This is a genomic window from Embleya sp. NPDC005971 (genome assembly GCF_040629175.1).
Lineage (GTDB): Bacteria > Actinomycetota > Actinomycetes > Streptomycetales > Streptomycetaceae > Embleya.
Genome location: NZ_JBEXUX010000002.1, coordinates 11,842 through 29,545 on the forward strand (window position 1 = coordinate 11,842; position 17,704 = coordinate 29,545).

Consider the following 17,704-nt stretch of genomic DNA (forward strand, 5'->3'; position numbering starts at 1 on the left):
GACCGGCGGGCCGAACCGGACCGCGCGGCACGAGCCGGTCCGGCTCAGGGCGAGGTGCCGGCCGCCGCCGAGACGGCGGCTTGGGCGGCGGATTCGAGTTGGGTTATGCCGGCGGGCATGGAGGGTTGGTTGTCGGAGAGGATGGCGATCAGGAGGGGGTGGCCGGTGTGGGTGATGTGGGCGATGCTGTTGATCACCCACAGGCCCGTGGCGTCGCGGGGGAGCCAGCCGTTTTTGAGGGCCGGGGTGGTACCCGGATCGGCGGCGGTGGATACGCCCCAGGTCTGGTCGGCTTGCACCGAGGTCATCAGGTCGGCCAGGTAGGCGCGGGACGCGGCGTCGAGGGGGGAGTCGGCGGCGGTGATCGCGTCGAGCAGGCGGACCTGGTCGCCGGCGGTGGTACGGGTCAAACCCCAGGAGAGGCCGGTGGGTTCGGTGTCGGTCAGGCCCAGGGTGGTGTTGGCGGTGCGGAGGCCGGCGGCGCCGCCGATGGCGGACCACAGGGTGTCGGCGGCGTCGTTGTCGCTGGTTTCGATCATGGCCGCCGCGGTGGAGCGTTCGGTGTCGGTCAGGGTGCGGTTCGCCTGTTGGGCCTGGAGGAGGAGGGTGGCCAGGATGTCGACCTTGACGATGCTCGCGGTGACGTACGGGCGGTCGGCGTTGTAGGTGACGAGGGTGTCGGCGGTCGGGTCGAGGACGGCCACCGACAGGTTGCCGGTGATCTCGGGCAGGGCGGCGGCGAGGGCGGTTTCGGTCGGGGTGGGGCCGGGGGTGTGCGACGGTGGCAAGGTGGGCTCCGGGCTTTCGGGCGGGGCGGCCGTCGTGGTCGCCGCGGCGCCGAACGGGGTCGGGTCGGCGCGGTTGCCGGAGACGACCAGCCACAGCAGCGTGGCACAGACGAGCACGATCGCGGCCGGCGCGAGGAGCGATGGGCCGCTGCGTGGAGCGCGGTGGATGCCTTCCCGAGCGGGGCTCATGGTCGACACGGTGCTGTGCGGGTGTGTGTGGTGGGTGAGACGAGTCTTAAGAGTGGGTGAGAGTCGGGGAGTGCCCGGGAGCGCCGGGGAGCTTCGAGGGGAGCGCCGCGGCGAGTGGTGGCGGGTGGACGTTGTGGCGGTGCGGGACTGGGAGACTCGACGGATGTTGCGCTTTCGGTTCGTGTTGCGGCCCGTGTCGGCGGTGCGGCCCTGGGGTGCGGACCCGCCTCGACTGGGCTGGTTCATCCTGACGGACGGTTGGTATCGGATCGAGGTGGGCGGCCATGAGCTGCTGCGCTACGCGGACGTCGCGCCGGACTCGGGGCCGCCGTGGGTCGACTACCACGTGGTCCGGTTGTGGGAGGACGTGCTCGACCTGATGCCGCAGGCCCTGGAACCGGTGCCGGCGGATCTGCTCGATTTCGTCGCGGGCGAGCTGCCGGCGGCGACGTGGCCGGCCGCGCCGGAGATCGAGGCGGCGAGGGCCTGGCACGCGGGCCACTCGTTGACCATGGGCCACCTGCGGGCTGCTCCGGACATCCGGTTTTGGCGCACGGTCTCGGGCGGCGCCGACACGATGACCGTCGCGTGGTCGCATCCCGTCGATCCGGACGACGACGACCCGATCGTGTTCACCGCGCCGCCGACCGGCCGGGTCGTGCTCCCGACCGATGCCTTCGTGGCCGCGGTCACCGCGTTCGATCGCGAGTTGTTCGCCGCGATGGAGGAACGGGTCGCCGGTCTGGAAGCGGCCGGCCCACCCGCCGGGGTCGACCTCGATCTGCGCGGGCTGCGCCACGAACAGCGCGACCGTGCGGGCTGGTTGGCCGAGGCGACGACCCGCGACGCCGACACCGATTGGCCCGCCGTACGAGCGGGCGCAGGCACGCTGCTCGGGCCGGCGGGCGAGTCGGCGCGGGATCGGGAGGGGTCAGCTCGGGGGTTGGTCCAGTAGGGCGATGGAGGCTTCGCGCATTTCGATCTTGCGGATCTTGCCGGTCACCGTCATCGGGAAGGCGTCGACGAGGTGGACGTAGCGCGGGATCTTGTAGTGGGCGAGGCGGCCCGTGCAGAACTCGCGGAGTTCGGCCGCGGTGAGTTCGGGGGCGCCGGGGCGGAGTTTGACCCAGGCCATCAGTTCCTCGCCGTAGCGTTCGTCGGGCACGCCGACGACCTGGACGTCCTCGATGTCCGGGTGGCCGTACAGGAATTCCTCGATCTCGCGCGGATAGACGTTCTCGCCGCCGCGGATCACCATGTCCTTGATCCGGCCGACGATCGAGACGTAGCCGTCCGCGTCCATCGTGGCCAGGTCGCCGGTGTGCATCCAGCCGTCCGGGTCGATCACCTCGGCGGTGCGCTCGGGGTCTCGCCAGTAGCCGAGCATCACCGAGTAGCCCCGGGTGCAGAACTCGCCGGGGGTGCCCTCGGGCACGGTCGCGCCGGTGGTCGGGTCGACCACCTTGATCTCCAGGTGCGGGTGTACGCGGCCGACCGTACCGACGCGGCGTTCCAACGAGTCGTCGCGGCGGGTCTGGGTGGACACCGGGGAGGTTTCGGTCATGCCGTAACAGATGGTCACCTCGGTCATGCCCATCCGCTCGATCACCCGCTTCATCACCTCGACCGGGCACGGTGAGCCCGCCATCACGCCGGTGCGCAGCGAGGAGAGGTCGTAGGTGCCGGAGTCGAAGTCGGGCAGCGCTAGTTCGGCGATGAACATGGTCGGGACGCCGTACAGGACCGTGCAGCGTTCCTCGTGCACGGCGCGCAGGGTGGCGGCCGGGTCGAACAGCGGGGCCGGGACGACCATGCACGCGCCGTGGCTGGTCGCGCCGAGGTTGCCCATCACCATGCCGAAGCAGTGGTAGAAGGGCACCGGCAGGCACACCCGGTCGGCGGCCGTCCAGCCCTGGATCTCGGCCACCTGGAAGCCGTTGCCCAGGATGTTGCGGTGCGAGAGCGTGGCGCCCTTGGGGAAGCCGGTGGTGCCCGAGGTGTACTGGATGTTGATCGGGTCTTCCGGCCGCAGCGTGGCCTCGCGGGCGCGCAGCCGCTCGACCGAGACCGCGGCGCCCTCGGCGACCAGCGCGGGCCAGTCCGGGGTGTCGATGTGCACGACGCGTTCCAGGTCGGGGCAGGCGGGGCGGACCTCGGTGACCATCGCCGCGTAGTCGCTGGTCTTCACGCGCGACGCGGCGATCAGCAGCCTGGTGCCGGACTGGGCCAGCGCGTACTCGATCTCGTGCACCCGGTAGGCCGGGTTGAGGTTGACCAGGATCGCGCCGACCCGGGCGGAGGCGTACTGCACGAGGGTCCACTCGGCGCAGTTGGGCGACCAGATGCCGACCCGGTCGCCCGCCTCGATGCCGGTGGCGATCAGGGCGCGGGCGAGGTCGTCGACGGCGGCGTCGAACTCGGCGTACGTCCAGCGTCGGCCACTCGCGCACTCGACGAGGGCGTCGTTGTCGGGGTGGGTGGCGGCGATCCGGGCCAGGTTGGCGCCGATGGTCTCGTGCGGGAGCGGCGGCGTGCGCTCACCCTGGCGGGTGGCGGGCCCGGCCGGCGCGGGGGCGTCCTGGGGCTGCGGGGGCGGGGGCGCGGAAGCGGTCATCGCGGGTCACCTGGCCTGGTCGGGGTGTGGTGGGAGCGAGCGGTGCGGGTCGGCGTTGCCGCGACGGTAGGCGGGGTGGGCGGGGACGGCGAGCGTTGTACCCCCGAATGGGGGTGATGCGAGGCGGGACTCGGCAGTACGTTTCCCTTGCGGCCGGGGCGTGCCGTTCGTGCCGGGTGGACGCGAGCCGACCCCGGGCCGAGGACACGGAGGAGCCATGAGCCAGGGCGCGGGATCGGTCGGCGATCCGGTGGGTCGTGCCGTCGAGCGGTTTCGGGCGCGGACCGGGGTGGACGTCGCGTTCGCGGGTCCGTGTCCCGACGTGGGCGATCGGCTGGTGATCTCGTATCTGAGCGGGACCTCGACGCGCGTGTTGGCGGGGCTGACGGTGGTCGCCGGGACCGGGGTGGGCGGCAAGGCGATCACCACGCGGCGGCCGATCCGGGTGGTCGACTATGTCGCGGCGTCGGCGATCAGCCACGAGTACGACCGGGCGGTCACCACCGAGGGGGTGCGGGCGGTGTTCGCGGTGCCGGTGCTCGCGGGGCGCGAGGTGGCGGCGGTGTTGTACGGGGCGCTGCGTCGGCCGTGCGACTTCGGCGACGGGATCCTGACGACGGCCTGCGACGCGGCGCGTGACGCCGGGCACGAGATCGCGGTCGCGCGCGAGGTCGAGCAACGCATGGCGCAGGCGGCGGAGCTGCCGGGGTGGGCGGCGTCGGAGATCCGGTTGGCGTATGCCGAGCTGTTGGCGCTGGCCGGGGCCGCGACGGATCCCGGGCTGGGGGAGCGGTTGCGGGAGGTGTGTGGGCGGTTGGCGCGCACCGCGGGCGCCTCCGGCGGGGATACGGGTGGCCTCGGCGGGCCCGGGAGCGCGGCGGCCGGAGTGCGGCTGACACCCCGGGAGACGGACGTGCTGGCGCTGGTCGCGGTGGGTCGGAGCAACGCGGAGGTGGGGCAGACGTTGGGGGTGGGGGCGGAGACGGTGAAGAGCTACCTGCGCTCGGCGATGCGGAAACTGGACGTGCACAACCGGGTCGAGGCGGTCGTCGCGGCGCGCGCGGGCGGCTATCTGCCGTAACCGGCGGGTCGGCCGAGGACGGGAAGCCCTCCCGGACGGGCGGGACCTCCGTGCGGTGGGCGAGCGCGCCCCGACCCGCGGCCGGGCTTGTCCTCGAACGCGGGACGGGTGGGATCGGTGGGGTCGTGGACGTCGGCCGTCGTGCGGCTTCCGGCGCTGCCTGTGCCTCGGCGGGTGGAGTCGAGTACGTGCTCGGATTGGGCTTGCAGCTTGGTGGGCTTCTCGGCGGCGTTCTCCGGTTCGGAACCGGAGTCTTCCGGTGTGCTGGTGGGTCTCTCGTTCGGCGGGTGGGGTGGGGTCAGGATTCGGCGAGGACGGATTTGAGGAAGCGTTGGGTGCGTTCGTGGGTCGGGGTGGTGAGGAGGGAATCCGGGGGGCCCGATTCGATGATTTTGCCGTCGGAGAACATCAGGACCCGGTCGGAGACGTCGCGGGCGAAGCGCATGGCGTGGGTGACGCAGAGCATGGTGACGTCGGTGGTGTGGGCCACCTCGCGCAGCACGTCCAGGACCTCGGCGGCGAGTTCGGGGTCGAGTGCGGAGGTGACCTCGTCGAGCAGCAGGATGTCCGGCTCGACGGCCAACGCCCGGGCGATGGCCACCCGTTGTTGTTGACCGCCGGAGAGCTGGGCCGGGTAGGCGGACAACTTGTCGCGCAGGCCGACCAGTTCGAGCAGGTCGGCGGCGCGGGCCTCGGCCTCCTCCGTCGAGACGCCGTGTACGCGGATCGGCGCCTCGGTGACGTTGCGCAGCACCCGCATGTTCGGGAACAGGTTGAACTGTTGGAAGACCATGGTGATCCGACTGCGGATGGCCCGGATGTGCCGCTCCGACGCGGGTACCAGTTTCCCCTCGCGCCGCTCGTGGAAGAGTGGTTCGCCGCCGACCTCGATCACCCCGGTGTCCGGTCGGGCCAGCGTCATGAGCATCCGCAGGATGGTGGTCTTGCCGGAACCGCTGGGCCCGATCAGGGTGACCCGCTCGCCGGCGCGCACGCCGAACGACAGGTCGTCGAGCACCACGTTGTCGCCGAAGCGTTTGCCCACCCGGTCGAAGGTGATCAGGTCGGTGGGTGGTGCCTGGTCCGCCGGGGGCGTCGGCGCCGCCTGGGTCTGGGTCATCGTGTGTTCCTCCAACGTCGAGCCGGGTGGTCCGTGCGTTCGCGGGGCGTCAGGTCGCGCGCACCCGCCCGAACCGCCGCTCGACCAGCCGCAACAGCGCGGACATCACCAACGTGACGACGAGATAGAAGACGCCGGCGACGGTGAACGGCTCCAGCGTGCGGAAGGTCTCCGCGTTGAGTTCGCGGGCGGTGGAGAAGACCTCCACCACGGTGATCGCGATCAACTGCGGTGTGTCCTTGAACATCGAGAGCAGGTAGTTGCCCAGCGCCGGCAACACCCGCGGCACCGCCTGCGGCAGGATCACCGACGTCCACACCCGCCGGCGCGGCAGGTGCAGTGCCACGGCCGCCTCCCACTGGCCGACCGGCACCCCCTCGATGCCCGCGCGGTAGACCTCGGACACGTACGTCGCGTAGTGGATGCCCAGGGTCAACGCGCCGACGGTCAGCGGTGCCCAATCGATCCCGATCGTGGGCAGTACGTAGAACATGAAGAACAACTGCACCAACAGCGGGGTACAGCGGATCAGTTCGCAGATCAGCGCGACCGGTACCGACACCCAGCGGGTGGGGCTGCGCCGCAACAGCGCGAACACCAGGCCCAGTACGAGGGCCAACACGTAGCCGTACGCGGTGGCCTGGAGTGCGACCAGCATGCCGGACCACAGATCCGGGACGATCTCCCACGCGTAGTCCCAATCCCAACTCATCGGGCCACCTCCGCACGCCGCAGCAGCCGTTGCAGCGGCCCCGGCTCGGGTGTGCGGCCGAGCGAGCGCACGGCGTGCCGTTCCAGCGCGCGGATCAGCGTGATCAGTACCAGCGCGATCAGCGCGTAGCCGAACAGCAGGCCGGTGAACACCAGGGTGGTCTCACCCGAGGACATCCGGATGAGTTGGGCGTTGAAGGTCAGATCCGGGATGGACACGATCGACACCACGGCGGACATCTTGAGCAACTCGATCAGGTTGTTGCCCAGCGGCGGGAGCATGGCCCGATACGCCTGGGGCAGCAACACCCGGCGGATGCGCTGGGCGCGGGTGAAGTTGAGGGCGATCGCGGCCTCGATCTGCGCGGCCGGCACCGCCTGGATCGCGCCGCGCACCACCTCGGCGGCATACGCGCCGATGTTCAGGCCGAGCGCCAGCATGCCGGCCCACATCGGGTGCAACTGCCAACCCAGGACCGGGACCACGAAGACGAACCAGAAGGCCAGCACCAGGGTGGGCAGGCCGCGGAAGACCTCCACGTAGCAGGCGCCGAGCAGCCGGGGCAGCCGATGCTCGCTGCATCGGGCCAGCCCGGCGGCCAGCGCCAGGAGCAGGCCGAGTGCCCCGCCGCCCAGCGTGAGGTAGACGGTGTTCAGCGCACCGTGCAACAACAGGTCGAGTTGCCCGGACGTCATCCGGCGGCCTCCGATCGGGAACGGGCGGGTGGTCTGCGCGAGCCGGCGCGGTTGCCCTCGCTCATGCCGCACACACCCGTTGCGCGGTCAGCTCCGGCGCCGGAACATCGGCCTCGGTGAAGCCGAACGGCCGCTGGATGCGCAGCAGTTCGCCACTGTCCCGAAGCTTGTGCAATTCCCGATCGAAGGCCGCGACGAAGTCCGTCTGATCCGGCGTCACCGCGAACGCACCCGCGGCGGCCGTGATCGGCCGGCCGTCGACGACCGGCCGATACGGCGCGGTGACCTCCAGGTCGGCGTGTTTGCGCTGCTGCAGGCCCCAGTTCAGCGAGATCGAGGTGAGCGCGACCGCGTCCACCCGGCCGCCGATCATCCCGTCGAACGCACTGGGCTGGTCGGCGAACCGGGTGATCCGGGCGCCGGGTACGCCGCTTCGTTCGGCCACGTCCGCCTCGACCGCGCCGAGCAGGACGCCCAGCCGGACATTCGAATTCGCGGCCACATCGGCCATGGTGGCCAGTCCGCGCGGGTTGCCCTTGGGTACCAGGAACGCTTCGGCCGCATCGAACTCGGGGTCGGTGAACAACACTTGCGCACACCGTGCGGGAGTGATGGACATGCCGGCGCCGACGATGTCGAACAGGCCCGCCCGCAGGCCCGGGATCAACGCGCCGAAGTCGGAGGGCACCGGCTCGATCCGGCGCACGCCCAGACGATCGAAGATCGCCTTGGCCAACTCGGCTGCCTCACCGGTGAGTTCGGCGTCCTTGTCGAGGAAGCTGTAGGGCGCCTCGTTGGCGAACCCGATGCGGACCGAGCCCCGCTTGCGCAGTCGGTGCAGCAACGTACCGCCGTCCGGTTCGTCGTTCAGGTCCACTCGGCTGCACGCGGCGGCGGTGCCGGCCGCGGTCACCGCCAAGCCGACGGCTCCGACGCCGCGCAGCAGACCGCGGCGGGAGAGTCCGGGACCGGGTCGGGGTCTGGCATCGACGGCACGCAAAACGCGGTCAGCTCCTTCCGCAGGGGACAGGGCACGCCCCGCCGCGGCCGTCGCTGCGAGAGCCTCGACCCCGAGAGCCGTCGACGCGGGGCCGAAACGGTCGGAGTCGGCGCCCGGAAGCGAGCCGGACCCGGTGGTGCGAAGTGGCGACCCTAGGCCGATCCGACACCGGCCGACAAAGAGTCGGGCAAACCCGAACGGCCGTTTCGTGATCGCCCTGTGGCCGGAGCGGCCGATTGTCACGAATGCATCACGACTGGTGTCCGACTTGCCGGATACCCGAGGTGGCCGGCGTCCTCGGCGGAGCCCGTGACCGGCCGCGTTCGTTATTCGGACGTGACGGCCGGCGGGCCCGGCAGGGCGGGCAAAGTCGTCTCGGAGGGTGACCGCGCCCTCGGCCGGAACGGGTCGAGACGGTAGTTTTGGGATCGTTCACGATCGCTTTCGCACCCGAAGGCGAACGAGGACCCAGCGCCCGGGGAGCCCGCCCCGATTCAGTAGCCAAGGAGGGACGCCATGTCCTTGCTGACCGTCTGGCCCGAGACCGACGCCGCCGAGTCGATCCTGCGCACCTCGGACCCGGCCGAGATCGCGAGTGCCCTGAAGCCGATCGGCGTGCGTTTCGAGCGCTGGACGGCCGACGTCGAGCTGCCCGACGGCGCGACGCAGGACGAGGTGATCGCGGCGTATCGAACCGAGGTGGACCGGATCACCGCCGCCGAGGGCTACATCCAGGTCGACGTGATCCGCCTCCAGCCCTCGGACGACCCGGAATGGCCGGCCAAGGCCGCCGGCGCGCGGGCCAAGTTCCTCACCGAGCACACCCACGACGACGACGAGGTGCGCTTCTTCGTCGAGGGCGCGGGCATCTTCTACCTGCACATCGCCGGCCGCGTGCACGCCGTGCTGTGCGAGGCGGGCGACCTGCTCTCGGTGCCCAAGGGCATCACCCACTGGTTCGACATGGGCGTCGAGCCCTCGGTCGCCGCGATCCGCTTCTTCCACGACGAGGACGGTTGGATCGGCGACTTCACCGGCGACCCGATCTCCTCCCGCTTCCCCGACTTCGACCAGATCTGGGCCGGGTACGCGGCGTGAGCGAGGGCACCGCCACCACACCGCTGACGGTCGTCGTCGACATCGAGGGCACCACCAGCGCCACCGGCTTCATCACGGAGCAGCTCTACCCGTACTCCCGCGTGCACTTCGCCCGTTGGCTGGACGAGCACGGCGACCACCCGGACGTGGCGCGCGCGGCGGAGGGCGTCCGCGCCCTGATCGGCGAGCCGGACGCGGACACCAAGCGCATCGTCGAGGCGCTCGACGGCTGGCTCGACCGGGACGAGAAGGTCACCCCGCTCAAGGCGCTCCAGGGCCTGATCTGGGCCGAGGGCTTCGCGTCCGGCGAACTGACCTCGCACTTCTACCCGGACGCGATCCCGGCGCTGCGCGCGTGGCACGCGGCGGGGCACCGGCTGTACATTTTCTCGTCCGGCTCGGTGGCCGCGCAGCGCGCGTGGTTCGGCAGTTCGCCGGAGGGTTCGTTGTTGCCGCTGTTCTCCGGCCACTTCGACACCGAGAACGCCGGCCCCAAGCGGGTGGCCGACTCGTACCGCGCGATCGCGGCGATGATCGGCGAGCCGCGACCGGAACGTCTGGTCTTCCTGTCCGACCTGGTCGAGGAGTTGGACGCGGCGCGCGAGGCCGGCTGGTGGACGATCGGCGTGCGTCGCCCCGACGCGAACGAGCCGTACTACGACCGGGGCGTGGGCGACCACCCGGAGACGGCGACCTTCGCCCGCCTGGATCTGAGCGGCGACCGCCCGATCCTGCGCGACTCCTGAGCCCGCCCGTGCGGGCGGACAAGGCCGAAGCGCGGTCGGTGGCACCGAGGTTGGTGCCACCGACCGTGCTCAGCCGAACCGCTCCACCCGGATCCGCGACGTCGGCACCCCCGCGGCGGTGAGCAACCGCCCCGCGTGCTCCGCGAAACCGGTCGAGCCACAGACGAACACCTCGTAGCGCTCGTCCGCGAGCACCGCCGCCGCGTGCGGCGCGATCGCCCGCGCGTCCAGCCGGCCCACCGGATGCGGATACCCGGCCGGCGCCGCCCGGCTGTACAGCACGGTGTGCTCCTCGCCCGGCAGCGGAGCCAACTCGCCCGCGTACAACAGGTCTTGCGGGGTGCGGGCACAGGCCACCAGGCGCAGCGGCACGGTCGATCGACGCCGGCGCCGGTGCCGGACCATGGCCATCAGCGGGACCAGCCCGGAGCCGCCGGCCACCAGCAGCGCCGGCCGGTCGCCCGGCCACGCGAAGAACCCGCCGAGCGGGCCGCGCACCTCCAGCACGTCGCCCACCCGGGCCACGTCGTGCACGAACCCGGACACCTCGCCGCCCGGCACCCGGTCGACGGTGAACTCGACGTGTCCCTCGTCGTCCGGCGCCGAGCCGACCGAGTAGTGCCGCTGGGCGGTGTAGCCGTCGGCGGCGGTCAGGCGCAACATGTAGTGCTGGCCCGCGACGTGCGCGTGCCATACCGGCAGCGCGAGCCGGACGGTGACCGCGTTGGGCGTCTCGCGGCGCACCTCGACCACGGTCGCCGGCTGCCAGTCCACCTTCCCGCGCAGACTCGGCGCGGCCCGGCCGGGCGCGGCGAACGCGGGAATCGGCGGCGCGCCGGACCCGGCCGCCCCGCTCGCCGTCCCGGCCGTCGCCACGGTCGCCTCAGTCACCGGAATACCTCTCCTCCGCCCACGGATCACCACGATGGTGATAGCCGTTGACCTCCCAGAACCCCGGTTCGTCGTGGTCGAGCAGGCGCAGGCCCGCGATCCACTTGACGCTCTTCCAGAAGTACAGATGCGGCACCAGCAGCCGGGCGGGCCCGCCGTGCGCCGGAGTCAGCGGCGCGCCCTCGAAGTCGAACGCGATCCAGGCCCGGCCGCCGGTCAGGTCGGCGAGCGTGAGGTTGGTGGTGTAGCCGGTGTGCGAGTACGCCACCGCGTGGGTGGCGCTCGACCTCGGCGCGACCTCGGCCAGGAACGTGTCCAGCGCGATGCCCGTGAAGTCGGTGCTCAGCTTGGACCAGGACGTGACGCAGTGGATCGGTCCGTCGTAGGTCTCGCGCGGCAACTCGCGTGCCTGCTCCCAGTCCCACGCGCGCGGCCGGTCGACCAGCCCGTCGATCCGGAACGACCAGTCGGCGGGCGCGAGTTCGGGGGTGACCTCGGCGGAGAGCACCGGGAAGTCACGGTGTGCGTCGTACTGCCCCGGGGGCAGTCGCGGGTCGCGCTCGGCGGCGGTGTGCCGACCGACGAAGCCGCGGGTCGTGGAACTCATGTCGATGCCTTCGCACTCGTCTCGACCGCATTCGTCTCGGTCGCACTCATCTCGATACCTCCGCGCTCATGCCGGGATCGCCGGCGAGGGCGTCGAGCCGGTGTCGGTCACGTCGGGATCCCGATTCGCTCGACCGGACGGGTTCGGCAGCGTGGCGGCGAGGGTGTTCAGCTCCTCGATCGCCGCGCCCTCGTCGATCGTAAGCAGTCGCCGGTCGCGCAGCACGATCCGGCCCTCGATCACCGTGTCCCGCACATCGGCGGGGCCGGCCGCGTAGGCGAGCATCGACCACGGGTCGTGCCGGGGCGTCAGGTGCGCCCGGTTCAGGTCCACTACGACCAGGTCGGCCGCCTTGCCGACCTCGATCGACCCGGTCAGCGCGCCGAGCCCGATCGCCCGGGCGCCGTCCGCGGTGGCCATCCGGACCGCGGTGCGGGCGCCGATCAGGGTCGGATCGGGCGCGGCGCCGGGGGAGACCCGGTGCAGCGTGGCGGCGGCGCGGATCGGGCCGAACAGGTCCAGCGCGTTGGCACTGACCGCGCCGTCGGTGCCCAGGCCCACCGGCACGCCGGCGGCCAGCAACTCGGGCAACCGGGCCACGCCGGAGGCGAGCTTGAGGTTGGAGACCGGACAGTGGGCCACGCCCGCGCCGGAGGCGGCGATCAGCGCGATCTCCTCGTCGGTCAGGTGCACCGCGTGTGCCAGCAGCGTGCCCGGACGCAACAGTCCCAGATCGTGCAGGAGTTCCACCGGACGGCGGCCGTACCGACGGCGTACGGTCTCCGTCTCGACCGCGTTCTCGGCCGCGTGGATGTGCAACAACGCGTCGTGCTCGCGGGCCAGTTCGGCGACCGCGAGCAACTGGTCCGGGTTCAGCGTGTAGGTGCTGTGCGGGGTCACGCAGCGAGTCGCCGAACGGGTCAGCAACCCGGGTGCCCGGCGCAGGCGCGCGGCGAAGTCGAGACCGTCCGGCGGCCCGGGCACATCCATGAAGGTGGGCCCGGTGACCAGCCGAAAACCCGCCTCGGCGGCGGCGGCCAGCCCCGCCTCGGGGAACCAGTACATGTCCATCGCGGTGGTCACCCCCGCCCGGATCGACTCGGCCAGCGCCAACCGCACCGCGGCGCGCACCACCTCGGCGGTCAGCACCGCGCTCTCGGCGGCCACCAGCCGCTCCAGGAACACCTGGAGGTCGACGTCGTCGGCCCGCCCCCGGAACAGCGTCATCGCCGAGTGCGCGTGCGCGTTGACCAGCCCGGGCAACACCAGGCACCCGCGCGCGTCCAGGGTCGGCGCCGCCGGATGGCGCGCGCCCAACTCGGCCGCCGAGCCGACCTCGACGATCCGGCCGGCCGCGATCGCGACCGCGCCGTCGGGCAGGTACGTGTCGGCGGCGTCCGCGGTGAGCACCGCGCCGCCGGTGACGAGCAGGTCGATCACGCCCGGTCCGCCGCCTCGCCGGCCTCGTCCAGGGCCAGTCGGTACAGCGCGTCCAGCGCCACCACGACACCGCGCTCGACACCCTCGGCGACCACCTGCCGGTGCGGGTCGTAGGTCGAGCCGCCGGACTCGTCGACCAGGTCGTCGGCCGCGATCCCGTCCACGACCAGCACGCCGCCCGCCCGGTGCCCGCCCAGCGCGGCGAACACCAGCAGCGCGGACAACTCCATCTCGATCGCCAGCACGCCGGCCGCCTGGTACGGCTTCATCGGCAACTCCAGCACACCCGGCATGAACGCCGCCCGGGTCCACACCACGCCCCGGTGATGCGGCGCGGCGTGCGCGCGGGCCGCGCCGTCGAGCGCCAGGACCACCTCGGGCGTGGCAAAGGCCGGGAACTCGGCCGGGACCAACTGCTGCGTCACCCCGTCGTCGCGGACCGCGGCGGTGGCCACCACCAGGTCGCCGTCGCCCACGCCGCGCGCCATCGCGCCCGCCGTGCCGAGCCGGATGAAGGTACGCACCCCCGCCTCGGCCAGTTCGCCGAACAGGCACACCGCGCCCGGGCCACCCACGCCGTGCGAGGACACCACGACCGGTACGCCGCGCCAACTGCCCGCGTAGCTGACGTACTCGCGGTTGGCGCCGATCCGCCGCGCGTCCTCCAGCCGTTCGGCGACCAGTGCGGCGCGCGCCGGGTCGCCGACGACCAGGGCGTGGGCGGGCAGTCCGCTGCTGGGTATTTTCGTGATCGGCAGGACGGCCGGGCGGGTGGCGCTGCTCATGACTGGGGCTCCGAGGTGGTGCGGGCGAATCGGCGAGGACGGGGGATGCGGCCGGTGAGCCGGCCCGGGGGCGCGGCGCCGCGGCGGGCGCGCGAGCGGGTGGCCAGGAACAGCGCGACCAGGGTCATCACGTACGGCGCGGCATCGGCGGCCTGCTGCGGCATGCCCTCGCCCTGGAGCCGGAAGCCGACCGCCTCGACCAGGCCGAACAGGATGCCCGCGAGCAGCACGCCGATCGGCAGTGCGCGTCCGAGCATCACCGCGACCACGGCGATCCAGCCGCGACCCGCGGTCATGTTCTCGGAGAACAGGGTCACGTTGCCCAGCGCGAGCTGCGCGCCGGCCAGCCCGCACAGCGCGCCCGAGGTCAGGATCGCGGCGTAGCGGTAGCGGGCGACGCTGACACCGAGCGACTGGGCGGCCTCCGGCGCCTCGCCGACGCCGCGCAGCCGCACGCCCCACGGGTGTCGGGACAGCAGCACGGCGATCACCGCGACGGCGACCCAGGACAGGTACACCAGCGGCGAGTGGCCGGACAACGCGCGGCCCAGGAAGGGCACCGACTCCAGGCCGGGGATGTCGACCGGTTGCAGGCCCTTGAGGTCCGGGTCGCCGAAGGTGCCCTGCTTGCCGAAGACGGTGCGCAGCAGGAAGCCGGTCAGGCCCACGGCCAGCAGGTTCAGCGCGATGCACAGCACCACCGCGTCCGCGCCCAGCGTGACCGCGCCGATGGCGAGCAGCAGCGAGAAGACCATCGCGGCGAGCACCGCCGAGATCACCCCGACCCAGACGCTGCCGCCGAACCAACTGCCGGTGACGGCCGCGAAGCAGCCGATCAGCATGGTGCCTTCCAGCGACACGTTGAACACGCCGGCGCGTTCGCACAGCGCGCCGCCGAGGGCGGCGAACAGGATCGGGGTGAGCGCGCGCAGCGCGGAGAAGATCAGTTCGGCGTCGAAGGACATGGTCACTTACCTCCGTCGCCGCGCGCGGGGGCGGGCGGCCCGGCGACGCCGGTGTCGAGTACTGCGGCTTCCGGTACTGCGGCTTCCGGTACTGCGGCTTCCGGTACTGCGGGTTCGAGCACGCCGGATTCGAGCACGCCGGTTTCGAGGTCCGGTGGTGGCGCGGCCGCGCCGTCGGGTCCTCGGCCGAGCCGGTGCAACCAACCACCCTTGCGGAAGATGCCGCCGCGCACCGCGAGGAAGAGGATCACCACGGCCTGGAGCACGGCGGTGAGCTGCTGCGGCACCGCGGTCTCCTGTTCCATGCCGAAGCCGCCGATGGTCAGCGCGCTGAAGAAGAACCCGGCGGCGACCGTGCCCAGCGGGGACGCGGCGGCCAGCAGCGCGGCGAGCAGACCGGTCCAGGTGTAGCCGGGCGTGGTCAGCGCGCCGTCGACCATCCGGTACGGGAAGCCGAGCACGGTGATCGCGCCGACCAGGCCGGCCAGCGACCCGGACGCGAACATCAGCCGCAGGGTGAGCCGGGCGCGGTCCACGCCGGCGTAACCGGCGAAGCGCGCGCCCAGGCCGGTCATCCGCACCTCGTAGCCGGCGGCGGTGCGATGGTCGACCACGAAGTAGACCACCGCGGCCAGCACGATCAGCACGATGCCCACGCTGACCCCGGTGCCCGCACCGGATCCGGCGGCGAACTCGGGCAGCTTGACGCCCTCGGGCAGTCGGTCGGTCTGCGGGATGCCGGAGCCCTTCTGGAGCAGCGGAAAGCGCACCATGTAGGACACGAACGACATCGCGGGGTAGCTCAGCAACAGGCTGCTGACCAGCAGCGGCACCCCGCAGCGGGTCTCCAGGACGGCGGCGAGCGCGGCCCACAGGCCACCCGCGAGCATGCCCGCGAGCAGCGCCAGGATCACGGTGATCGCGCCGGGGAAGGGCGAGTACAGGCCGACCGAGACGGCGGCCAGGCCGCCCAGCACGAGTTGGCCGTCGCCGCCGAGGTTGACCAGGCCCGCGCGCAGCGGGATGGCCAGCGCGAGCGCGAGGCCGACGATGGGGATGCATTCGCCGAGCGTGTCGCCGATGCCCTCGGAGCCGAACGCCCCGGTGAGCACCGAGCCGTACGCGGTCAGCGGATCGGCGCCGGTGCCGGCCAGGATGATCGCGCCCAGGATCAGCGCGGCCACGATGGAGACGGTGACCGGGGAGAACACGGCGCCGCGCACGTGCAGCGCCCACCGTGCGGCCGGACCCGATGGATGCTCGATGGCCGTACCGGCCTTGCTGGCAGTCATATCTGATAACCCGTCAGGCCTGGTGGGCGGTGGTCGTTGCGGTGGGGCGGGTGTCGTCGTCGGGCCGGACCTCGGGCCGGGCCGGGCCGCCGCCCGCCATGGCCAGGCCGATCGTGTGCACGTCCGCCTCGGCGCGCGGCAATTCGGCGACGATCCGGCCCTCGTACATCACCAGGACCCGATCCGACAGCGCGAGGATCTCGCTCAACTCGGCGGAGACCAGCAGTACGCCGTGGCCGGCGTCGCGATACTCGACCAGGCGCGCGTGGATGTTCTCGATCGAGCCGATGTCCACACCGCGAGTGGGCTGCTCGACCAGGAGCAGCGGCGCGTCGTGGGTGATCTCTCGGCCCAGGATGGCCTTTTGCTGGTTGCCGCCGGACAGCGTGCCGATGGTGACGGCCGACGAGGCGGCCTTGACGCCGAAACGTTCGATCACCTTCGCGGCGTGTGCGCGGATCGCCGCGCGGCGCAGGAAGCCGCCCCGACCGGCCAGCGCCGGGGTGCGGTGGAAGCCCATCGCCAGGTTGTCGGCCAGCGAGGCGTCGCGGGCGGCGCCGACGCCGGCCCGGTCCTCGGGCACGTAGGCCAGGCCCGCGTGCCGGCGCTGCGCCACCGAGGCGGCGCCGACGTCCTGCCCGGCCACCAGCACCCGGCCCGCGTCGATCGGGCGCAACCCGGCCAGCGCCTCGACCAGTTCGCTCTGCCCGTTGCCGGCCACGCCCGCCACGCCGACGATCTCGCCCGCGCGCACGCGCAGCGACACGTCCTCGACCAGCGGCTTGGCACCGCGTCCGGCGGACACGGTCAGGCCGCGCACGTCGAGCACGTCGGCGGCGGGGGTGCCGGCCGGGTGCATGCGGTCCAGATCGATCCGGCGGCCGGTCATCGCCAGCGCGATCTCGGCGGGCGTGGTCTCGGCGGTGGCCAGCCGGGCGGTGACCCGGCCGTCGCGCAGCACCGTGACCCGGTCGCTGACCGCCATCACCTCGCCCAACTTGTGGGTGACCAGCAGGATCGTGCGGCCGGAACGGGCCAGGCCGCGGATCACCTCCAGCAGCCGGTCCGCCTCGGCCGGGGTCAACACGGCGGTGGGCTCGTCCAGGATCAACACGCGCGCGTCGCGGTAGAGCAGCTTGAGGATCTCCACCCGCTGCTGCACCCCGACCGGCAGGTCCGCGACCCGGGCGTCCGGCGGTACGTGCAGCCCGTGCGTGTCCACCAGTTCGGCGACCCGGGCCCGGGCGGCGGCCCGATCCACCAGGCCGCGCCGGGTGGGTTCGCTGCCGTAGACCACGTTCTCCGTGACGGTCAGCGAGGGGAAGAGCTTGAAGCCCTGGTGGACCATGCCCAGTCCGGCCGCGATCGCCTGCACGGGCGAGCCGAAGGAGTGCTCGGTGCCGCGCAGCAGGATGCGGCCGGCGTCCGGGCGTTGCAGGCCGTACAGGATCGACATCAGCGTCGACTTGCCCGCGCCGTTCTCGCCCATCACCGCGTGGATCTCGCCGCCGGCGACCCGCAGGTCGACCCGGTCGTTGGCCAGCACGCCGGGGAAACGCCGGACGATGCCGCGCATCTCGACCTCGGCGATGTCACCGGGGGCGGCGGCGTGCTGATCGTTCATCGGGCGTCTCTCCGGTCGAAAGGGGCGAAACGGGACGGGCGTTCGCCGGTGTCGGGT

General features: G+C 72.4%; 17 protein-coding genes. 4 read left to right on the plus strand and 13 right to left on the minus strand.

The features are described 5' to 3' along the window. Positions 1-44 precede the first annotated feature (44 nt). Positions 45-977, minus strand: coding sequence for a serine hydrolase (locus ABZ374_RS03140; protein WP_360305521.1), 933 nt, complete (start codon positions 975-977; stop codon positions 45-47). 163 nt (positions 978-1,140) lie between these two features. Here ABZ374_RS03140 and ABZ374_RS03145 point away from each other — a divergent pair, with 163 nt between their 5' ends. Beyond that, a complete protein-coding gene (locus ABZ374_RS03145) occupies positions 1,141-1,932 on the plus strand; it encodes a DUF5984 family protein (protein WP_360305523.1) in 792 nt (263 codons plus the stop codon). On the opposite strand, the gene ABZ374_RS03150 is transcribed toward ABZ374_RS03145, so the two are convergent. Further along, the gene (locus ABZ374_RS03150; protein ID WP_360305525.1) at positions 1,909-3,591 is read right to left on the minus strand and encodes an AMP-binding protein; all 1,683 of its coding nucleotides are present in this window, start codon (positions 3,589-3,591) and stop codon (positions 1,909-1,911) included. The two genes, ABZ374_RS03145 and ABZ374_RS03150, sit on opposite strands and share 24 nt — an antisense overlap. 217 nt (positions 3,592-3,808) lie before the next feature. On the opposite strand from ABZ374_RS03150, the gene ABZ374_RS03155 reads away from it, so the two are divergent. Next, positions 3,809-4,672, plus strand: a complete 864-nt coding sequence (locus ABZ374_RS03155) for a LuxR C-terminal-related transcriptional regulator (protein WP_360305527.1) — start codon at positions 3,809-3,811, stop codon at positions 4,670-4,672. Positions 4,673-4,970: 298 nt separating this feature from the next. Here ABZ374_RS03155 and ehuA read toward each other — a convergent pair whose 3' ends face one another. The 4 genes from ehuA to ehuB all read right to left on the minus strand — a co-directional run bounded on the left by ehuA (position 4,971) and on the right by ehuB (position 8,199). After that, positions 4,971-5,792 (minus strand): ectoine/hydroxyectoine ABC transporter ATP-binding protein EhuA, encoded by an 822-nt coding sequence (ehuA, locus tag ABZ374_RS03160; protein ID WP_360305529.1) that lies wholly within the window; start codon positions 5,790-5,792, stop codon positions 4,971-4,973. Between the two features lie 49 nt (positions 5,793-5,841). Next, positions 5,842-6,504, minus strand: a complete 663-nt coding sequence (gene ehuD / locus ABZ374_RS03165; RefSeq protein WP_360305531.1) for an ectoine/hydroxyectoine ABC transporter permease subunit EhuD — start codon at positions 6,502-6,504, stop codon at positions 5,842-5,844. Beyond that, the gene (gene ehuC, locus ABZ374_RS03170) at positions 6,501-7,199 is read right to left on the minus strand and encodes an ectoine/hydroxyectoine ABC transporter permease subunit EhuC (protein WP_360305533.1); all 699 of its coding nucleotides are present in this window, start codon (positions 7,197-7,199) and stop codon (positions 6,501-6,503) included. Before ehuC ends, ehuD begins: the two co-directional genes overlap by 4 nt. Positions 7,200-7,260: 61 nt before the next feature. Continuing rightward, entirely contained in the window at positions 7,261-8,199 is a 939-nt protein-coding gene (gene ehuB, locus ABZ374_RS03175) for an ectoine/hydroxyectoine ABC transporter substrate-binding protein EhuB (protein ID WP_360305535.1), read from the minus strand. 516 nt (positions 8,200-8,715) lie between these two features. On the opposite strand from ehuB, the gene ABZ374_RS03180 reads away from it, so the two are divergent. Together ABZ374_RS03180 and mtnC are read left to right on the plus strand one after the other, a co-directional pair. Then, entirely contained in the window at positions 8,716-9,297 is a 582-nt protein-coding gene (locus tag ABZ374_RS03180; protein WP_360305537.1) for a cupin, read from the plus strand. Further along, entirely contained in the window at positions 9,294-10,043 is a 750-nt protein-coding gene (mtnC, locus tag ABZ374_RS03185) for an acireductone synthase (protein WP_360305539.1), read from the plus strand. The genes ABZ374_RS03180 and mtnC overlap by 4 nt, the downstream gene beginning before the upstream one ends. Positions 10,044-10,112: 69 nt before the next feature. Here the strand turns inward: mtnC and ABZ374_RS03190 are convergent, their stop codons facing one another. From ABZ374_RS03190 to ABZ374_RS03220, 7 genes are all read right to left on the minus strand, one after another. Beyond that, positions 10,113-10,868 (minus strand): FAD-binding oxidoreductase, encoded by a 756-nt coding sequence (locus tag ABZ374_RS03190; protein ID WP_360305933.1) that lies wholly within the window; start codon positions 10,866-10,868, stop codon positions 10,113-10,115. 58 nt (positions 10,869-10,926) lie between these two features. Next, positions 10,927-11,541: a sulfite oxidase-like oxidoreductase gene (locus ABZ374_RS03195; protein WP_360305541.1), complete on the minus strand. Its 615-nt coding sequence runs from the start codon at positions 11,539-11,541 to the stop codon at positions 10,927-10,929. Positions 11,542-11,607: 66 nt separating this feature from the next. Further along, entirely contained in the window at positions 11,608-12,981 is a 1,374-nt protein-coding gene (locus tag ABZ374_RS03200) for an amidohydrolase (RefSeq protein WP_360305543.1), read from the minus strand. Continuing rightward, positions 12,978-13,766: a nucleoside phosphorylase gene (locus ABZ374_RS03205; RefSeq protein ID WP_360305545.1), complete on the minus strand. Its 789-nt coding sequence runs from the start codon at positions 13,764-13,766 to the stop codon at positions 12,978-12,980. Before ABZ374_RS03205 ends, ABZ374_RS03200 begins: the two co-directional genes overlap by 4 nt. Beyond that, positions 13,763-14,731, minus strand: a complete 969-nt coding sequence (locus tag ABZ374_RS03210; protein WP_360305547.1) for an ABC transporter permease — start codon at positions 14,729-14,731, stop codon at positions 13,763-13,765. Before ABZ374_RS03210 ends, ABZ374_RS03205 begins: the two co-directional genes overlap by 4 nt. A gap of 2 nt (positions 14,732-14,733) precedes the next feature. Continuing rightward, positions 14,734-16,023, minus strand: a complete 1,290-nt coding sequence (locus tag ABZ374_RS03215; RefSeq protein ID WP_360305549.1) for an ABC transporter permease — start codon at positions 16,021-16,023, stop codon at positions 14,734-14,736. A 13-nt stretch (positions 16,024-16,036) separates the two neighbouring features. Beyond that, positions 16,037-17,647 carry an ABC transporter ATP-binding protein gene (locus ABZ374_RS03220; RefSeq protein ID WP_360305551.1) on the minus strand — a complete coding sequence of 537 codons (1,611 nt, stop codon included), beginning with the start codon at positions 17,645-17,647 and terminating at the stop codon, positions 16,037-16,039. Positions 17,648-17,704: the final 57 nt, after the last annotated feature.